Genomic DNA, 512 nt, shown 5'->3' with positions numbered 1-512 from the left:
AGAACTATCTGTCCATTTATCTCCTGTTCTTCATACCAGATTATATCCCTAGTCAGCTGTGCTGTCTGTTCCGCTGTCAGCCTTATCCCAATACTCAGATTCAACTCGCCCATCTCTGCTACTGCATTATCATATAGTCTTTGCATCTGTTGCTTGTCCGCCTCTGCATCAAGAACTAATGCACTCTGATAGTAACTCCTCATCAGTGCATCCATAACAAGATGTGTTTCATAGGCAGGGTCACCATATATCTTTCTGTCAGTATCTAACCCAACCGCCGCAAAGAAATACTCTGCACCTATATAGTTATTCCTATCAAGTATAGTTGAGTTTGATTCCACTAAATATCTACTATCGCTAGCAGATAACCCAAACAACCCATTCACACTGGTAGGGGGTGTTAAATTAACGCTTATTCTCCCATCTGCACCTATAACACTGCCCTGTGAATTAGCACGACTAAACGGAACATGTCCGTTATCGTCCCCGTTCTGTCTATTTGTTAATACCCC

The 512-nt window shown here is 42.4% G+C and carries 1 protein-coding gene; it reads right to left on the bottom strand.

Features of this window, described 5'->3' with window-relative positions; translation table 11 throughout:
- Positions 1-512, bottom strand: a 512-nt coding sequence (locus tag AC1MDJ_RS08580; RefSeq protein WP_479690485.1) for a hypothetical protein, incomplete at both ends; no start/stop codon positions are given.

This window comes from Candidatus Termitispirillum reticulitermitis (assembly GCF_054655775.1).
The sequence above is the reverse complement of the archived record's forward strand: the minus strand, read 5'-3'. Positions and strand labels throughout refer to the sequence as shown.